We start from the raw sequence: 5,450 nt of genomic DNA on the forward strand, positions 1-5,450 counted from the left end.
ACATTGTTGTTACTGACACGACGCCTTCGCGGGCAAGCCTCGCTCCTACAAGGGATCTCAGTCGGCCTGGGCGATCTGGAAACTTGCCCCTGATGTCGGCTCCCGCCGAATCATCCGCTTCATCTTCCACTCGAACGCCAGCGTCAGGCTCACCGCCGCGCACGCCAGGCCCAGCGCCAAGCCCCACCAGACACCCGTCGGCCCCCAGTTCAAATGGAAGGCCATCCACCACGCGGCGGGCGCACCAATCAGCCAATAGCAACCCAACCCGACCAGGAACGTGGTCTTGGCGTCCTTGAGCCCGCGAATGCAGCCCATGGCGATGGTTTGCGTGCCGTCGAACAGCTCGAACCACGCCGCCACCGCCAGCAGGCTCACCGCCAGTTCGATGACCGGGCGGAAGGCCGGGTCGTTGTGGTCCAGGAACAGGCCAATCAACTGATTCGGCAACAGCCAGAAGACCATCGCGAAACCAAGCATTGCCGCTGCGCCAAAGGCGATCCCGACCCGTCCTGCAAGCCGCGCGTCCAGCAACTGCCCGGCGCCGTAATGCTGGCCGATGCGCATGGTGATCGCATAGGAAAGCCCCGCCGGAATCATGAACGCCACCGAGACGATCTGCAGCGCGATCTGGTGCGCGCCCAATTGCGTACTGCCCATGGTGCCCATGCACAACGCGGCAAAGGCAAACAGCCCGACTTCCACTGCGTAGGTGCCGCCAATCGGCAGACCCAGGCGCCACAACTCCTTCAGGTACTGCCGGTTTGGCCGCGACAAACCCTGGCGCAATGGATAGGCGTCGTACGCCGGGTGCCGCCGAATGTGCAGCGCCAACGCCACGGCCATCAGGTTGGCGACAATTGCCGTGACCAGACCGATACCCACCAGGCCCATTTTCGGCAGGCCGAACATCCCGGTGATCAACGCATAATTGAGCACGAAGTTGGCCACCGTGCCGCCGAGGCTGATGACCATCACCGGCGTCGCCCGGCCAATCGCGCTGGTGAAACCGCGCAGGGCCATGAAGCTCAGGTAGCCGGGCAAGGCGAACGGCAAAATCAACAGGAACTGCCCGGCTGACTGGACGTTGGTTTCGGTCTGGCCAAACATCAGCAACACCGGTTTGAGGTTCCACAGCAGCAACCCGGCGACCAAAGCCATCAACCACGCCAGCCACAACCCGGCCTGGGTCAACCGCGCCGCACCAACGATATCGCCCGCTCCCTGACGGATCGCCACCAACGTGCCGACCGCCGCAATCACGCCGATGCAAAAGATCGACACAAACGAATAGGTTGCCGCGCCGAGTCCGCCGCCGGCCAATGCCTCGGGGCTAAGGCGCGCCATCATCAAGGTGTCGGTGAGGACCATCAGCATGTGCGCCAACTGCGAGGCAATCAACGGCCCCGCCAGCCGCAGGATGGCCCAGAGTTCAATACGTGCTGGATGCTGCATGGTCATCACGCCCGATTATCAAAGAGAACAGGAAAGCGTCGATTCTCGGCGCTCTGCGGGGTTTGCACAAAGGGATAAAAAGGATGGATGGCATGATTAAAACTCATCCTGGGGAGTTTCTGATAAGTTGACGAAATTGCGCTATAGGAGCTTTCCGCATGTCTCGTCGTCTTCCTCCCTTGTATGCCCTTCGCGCATTTGAAGCGGCGGCGCGGCATAGCTCGTTTACCCGTGCCGCTGAAGAGTTGTCGATTACGCAGAGTGCGGTCAGTCGGCATATTCGTACGCTTGAAGAGCATTTTGCCTGTCGGCTGTTTCATCGCAGCGGGCGCAATTTGCAATTGACCGAGTCGGCGCGCCTGATCCTGCCGGGCATTCGCGAAGGCTTCACCGCCCTTGAGCGGGCCTGCAATACCTTGCGCGCCGAAGATGACATCCTGCGCATGAAAGCACCGTCGACCCTGACCATGCGCTGGCTGCTGGCGCGGCTCAGCCGTTTCCGCCACCTGCAACCGGGCAACGAAGTGCAACTGACCAGCGCCTGGATGGACGTCGATTCAGTGGACTTCAACCATGAGCCGTTCGACTGCGCCGTGATCCTCAGCAATGGGCATTTTCCGCCGGACTGGGAGGCGAGCCTCCTGTTCCCGGAGGAGCTGATTCCGGTCGGTGCACCGAATCTTCTGAAGGACCAACCGTGGGACGTCGCGCGCCTGGCCCATGCCGAACTGCTGCACCCGACGCCGGACCGGCGTGACTGGCGCAACTGGCTGGAGCGCATGGGGTTGACGGATCAGGTGTCGCTCAAGGGCGGGCAGGTGTTCGATACGCTGGAGTTGGGCATGATCGCCGCCGCCCGGGGTTATGGTGTGTCGATGGGCGATCTGCTGATGGTGGCCGAAGATGTGGCGCAGGGCCGTCTGAGTTTGCCGTGGCCGACCGCCGTCGCCAGTGGTGAGAATTATTACCTTGTCTGGCCGAAAACCCGCCCGGGAGGTGAACGTTTGCGCCGCCTCAGTGATTTCCTGCAAGGCGAGGTGCGGGCGATGAAATTGCCGGACGTCGAACACTTGTGCTGAATCGATAGAGCCCTTGAAATAGCGGCCTTGAGCCATATCCCGGCTATTTACTCAAGTATTCAGGTTTGCCGCCGAAAATCTGCAGATGGAACCTTCGTGCAGGTTCGACGTAATTCCCCATTATTAGAAATTATGCTGAGTAGCCGATCAAGGAGGATCAGATCGCTCGGCCAGGAGCTGTCATGTCTCAACCTCGTGCCCGGATTGCCTCACAGCTTGGCCTTGCGCTCGCCATTATCCTGGCGATTGTCATCAGCGGCAGTACCCTGTTTGCCCTGCGTTCACTGGATACGGCCAACCTCGCCACCCGCGAAGAGCACCTGGCCAGTGAGGCGCGGTTGCTGGCCGACCAGTTGAGTACGTTTCACGGCACGTTGCGTGAAAGTACCCTGCGCCTTGCGGGGTTGTTCGAAAAGCGTTTCAGTGGCGGGCTGAGCGTGCACCCGGATGCGCCGGTGAACGTGGCGGGCACCCAGACTCCGGGCCTGCAACTGGGCGGCGAAGTGCTCAATAACAACTTCAAGGAAGTGGACGAGTTCAAGCAGATGACCGCCGGCGTGGCCACGGTGTTCGTGCGCAGCGGCGAGGACTTCATTCGGGTCAGTACCAACGTCACCAAACAGGATGGCAGTCGTGCCATTGGCACTGTTCTCGATCATGCGAACCCGGCTTATGCCCGTTTGATGGCGGGGCAGAGTTTCGTCGGACGGTCTTTGCTTTTTGAACGCTACTACATGTCGCAGTACACCCCGGTACGCGACAGCGGCGGCAAGGTCATTGCCGTGCTGTATGTCGGTTTCGACTACACCGACGCGCAGAAAGCCCAGTTCGAAAACCTCAAGCGATTCCGCATCGGCAAGACCGGTTCCCTGGCGTTGCTCGACGAGCAGAACAAATGGCTGGTACCGATCGCCGGCGTGGAAGCGCTGGATAAAGCCGTTCCAGCCATCACCGCCCTGGCGAAAACCCCGAGCGAGGGCGGTTTCTGGAGCGACACGTCCGAAGACTTCTACAGTGTTTCCGTGCCGTTCCAGGACGGCCCGTGGTCGGTCGTGGCGAGCATGCCGCAAGACGAAATCAGCGCGGTGACCTGGAGTGTCGGCATTCAACTGGCGATTGGCAGCCTGCTGGCGATGTTGATCGCGGTCGGCTCGGCAGTCTGGCTGCTGCGCAGCAAACTCGCGCCGCTGGGTGATCTGGTGCGTCAGGCCGAAGCCCTGGGGGCCGGCGACCTGAGCGTGCGTCTGGACGTGTCGAGCAACGACGAGATCGGTCAGCTGGCCCGTGCCTTCAACCAGATGAGCCAGGCGTTGTCGACGATGGTCGAGCACATCCGCCGGGCCTCGCAAGAGGTCAACAGCCGTGCCCAGGCCTTGTCCGGTTTGTCTGGCGGTGCCTATGAAGGCATGGAGCAGCAGTCCGGCGAAATCACCAGCATGGCCGGCGCCGTGGAAGAATTCAGCGCCACCTCGTTGAACATTGCCGACAACATGGGCAGCACTCAGCGTCTGGCGCAGGAAAACGCACAGCAAACCCAGATCGGTCGTACGTCGATGGGTGAAGCGTCCTCGTCCCTGGAGCAAATCGCTGGCGCGCTGAACAGCACGGCCACGGTGATCAACACCTTGGGCCAGCGTTCTCAGGAAATCGGTGGCATTGTCGGGGTGATCACCTCGATTGCCGAGCAAACCAACCTGCTGGCGCTCAACGCGGCCATCGAAGCGGCGCGTGCCGGTGAGCAGGGCCGTGGTTTTGCGGTGGTGGCCGATGAAGTGCGCAACCTGGCTTCACGCACTCGCCAGGCCACCGACGAAATTTCCGGGATGATTCAGAGCATCCAGCAGGAAACCGGCAATGCCATCAGCACCATGGAACAGGGCAAAGTCCTGATGCAGGAAGGCTTGTCGCGCAACGCCAATGTCGCCTCGGCGCTGGCGCGGATCGATGAGCAAAGCCGTTCCGCCGGTGAACAGTTCGCCGCGATCACTACAGCGACCCAGGAGCAGAGCAGCACCGCGACGCTGCTCAGCAGCAACCTGCAAAGCATCGCGCTGGCGAACAGCGAGCAGCGGGAAGTGGTGTCGAACCTGGCGGTGACCGCCAAAGAGCTGGAGAGCCTGGCGGCGGAATTGCGCCAAGAGGTTGACCGGTTTCGTTGAGTCGCCTTTGAAATCGCCTTCGCGGGCAAGCCTCGCTCCTACAGGTTCAGCGTTGACCCCTGTAGGAGCGAGGCTTGCCCGCGAAGGCTGCACCGCAATATTCAGATCAGCCAATCAATCACACTTGGCGTTGCTCGACACTTCCTTGGTTGCGAGTTTCAACTGCTTGGCCAGTTCTGCCGCGTTGGTGCTGTTGTAAACCCGGCCACCGGTGTTTTCAGCAATGCAGCGTGACGGGCCACCGGCACCGATTTTCACCACGTTGACCCGCAGGCGTGGTTGTTCCCTGGCGATTTGGCGAGACACCGCGCAAGCGTCTTTCTGGCAACCGTCCTCACCGTCGACGAACATCACGATCACGGCATCGTTATTACGCCCGTCAACGGTGCTTGCCGCGTAAGCCAGGCTGTCGGCCAGCGGTGTACCGTCATTGGGAACCAGCCCTCGAATCCCGTTGATCAGCCGTGGCCGGTCGCCAAACTTGAACACGCCCTGGTCCGGTGTGCGTTCGCAGCCGGCGAAGGTAATGAGGCGCGTGTCGATCTTCGGGTCAAGCCCGTTGATCATGCCGGCCAGCGAGTCCTTGGCGACGTCCATGCGGCTGGGTTTGGCGAAGATCTGCATGGTGCGGTTCGCGTCCAGGTACTTGTTGAGCTCGTTGCCGAAGAACCAGTCCTCATCGGCTTTCACGGACTTGATGTTCAAGTCCATCGAACCCGAAGTGTCGAGTACCACCACGAACTGCGGGATCTCTGCG

4 protein-coding genes are annotated in these 5,450 nt (G+C 61.2%); 2 read left to right on the forward strand and 2 right to left on the reverse strand.

Features of this window, described 5'->3' with window-relative positions; genetic code table 11:
* Positions 1-57 precede the first annotated feature (57 nt).
* Positions 58-1,455 carry a NorM family multidrug efflux MATE transporter gene (locus KGB27_RS30765; RefSeq protein ID WP_223557351.1) on the reverse strand — a complete coding sequence of 466 codons (1,398 nt, stop codon included), beginning with the start codon at positions 1,453-1,455 and terminating at the stop codon, positions 58-60.
* Positions 1,456-1,613: 158 nt separating this feature from the next.
* Between KGB27_RS30765 and KGB27_RS30770 the strand changes: the two genes are divergently transcribed.
* Positions 1,614-2,534, forward strand: coding sequence for a LysR substrate-binding domain-containing protein (locus KGB27_RS30770; RefSeq protein ID WP_008030538.1), 921 nt, complete (start codon positions 1,614-1,616; stop codon positions 2,532-2,534).
* A gap of 182 nt (positions 2,535-2,716) precedes the next feature.
* Positions 2,717-4,693 carry a methyl-accepting chemotaxis protein gene (locus tag KGB27_RS30775; protein ID WP_008030537.1) on the forward strand — a complete coding sequence of 659 codons (1,977 nt, stop codon included), beginning with the start codon at positions 2,717-2,719 and terminating at the stop codon, positions 4,691-4,693.
* 114 nt (positions 4,694-4,807) lie between these two features.
* Here KGB27_RS30775 and KGB27_RS30780 read toward each other — a convergent pair.
* Positions 4,808-5,450: vWA domain-containing protein (locus KGB27_RS30780; protein ID WP_223557352.1), on the reverse strand; the 643-nt coding region annotated here is incomplete at its 5' end.

Source organism: Pseudomonas sp. BF-R-01, assembly GCF_019946615.1.
Classification (GTDB): domain Bacteria; phylum Pseudomonadota; class Gammaproteobacteria; order Pseudomonadales; family Pseudomonadaceae; genus Aquipseudomonas; species Aquipseudomonas migulae.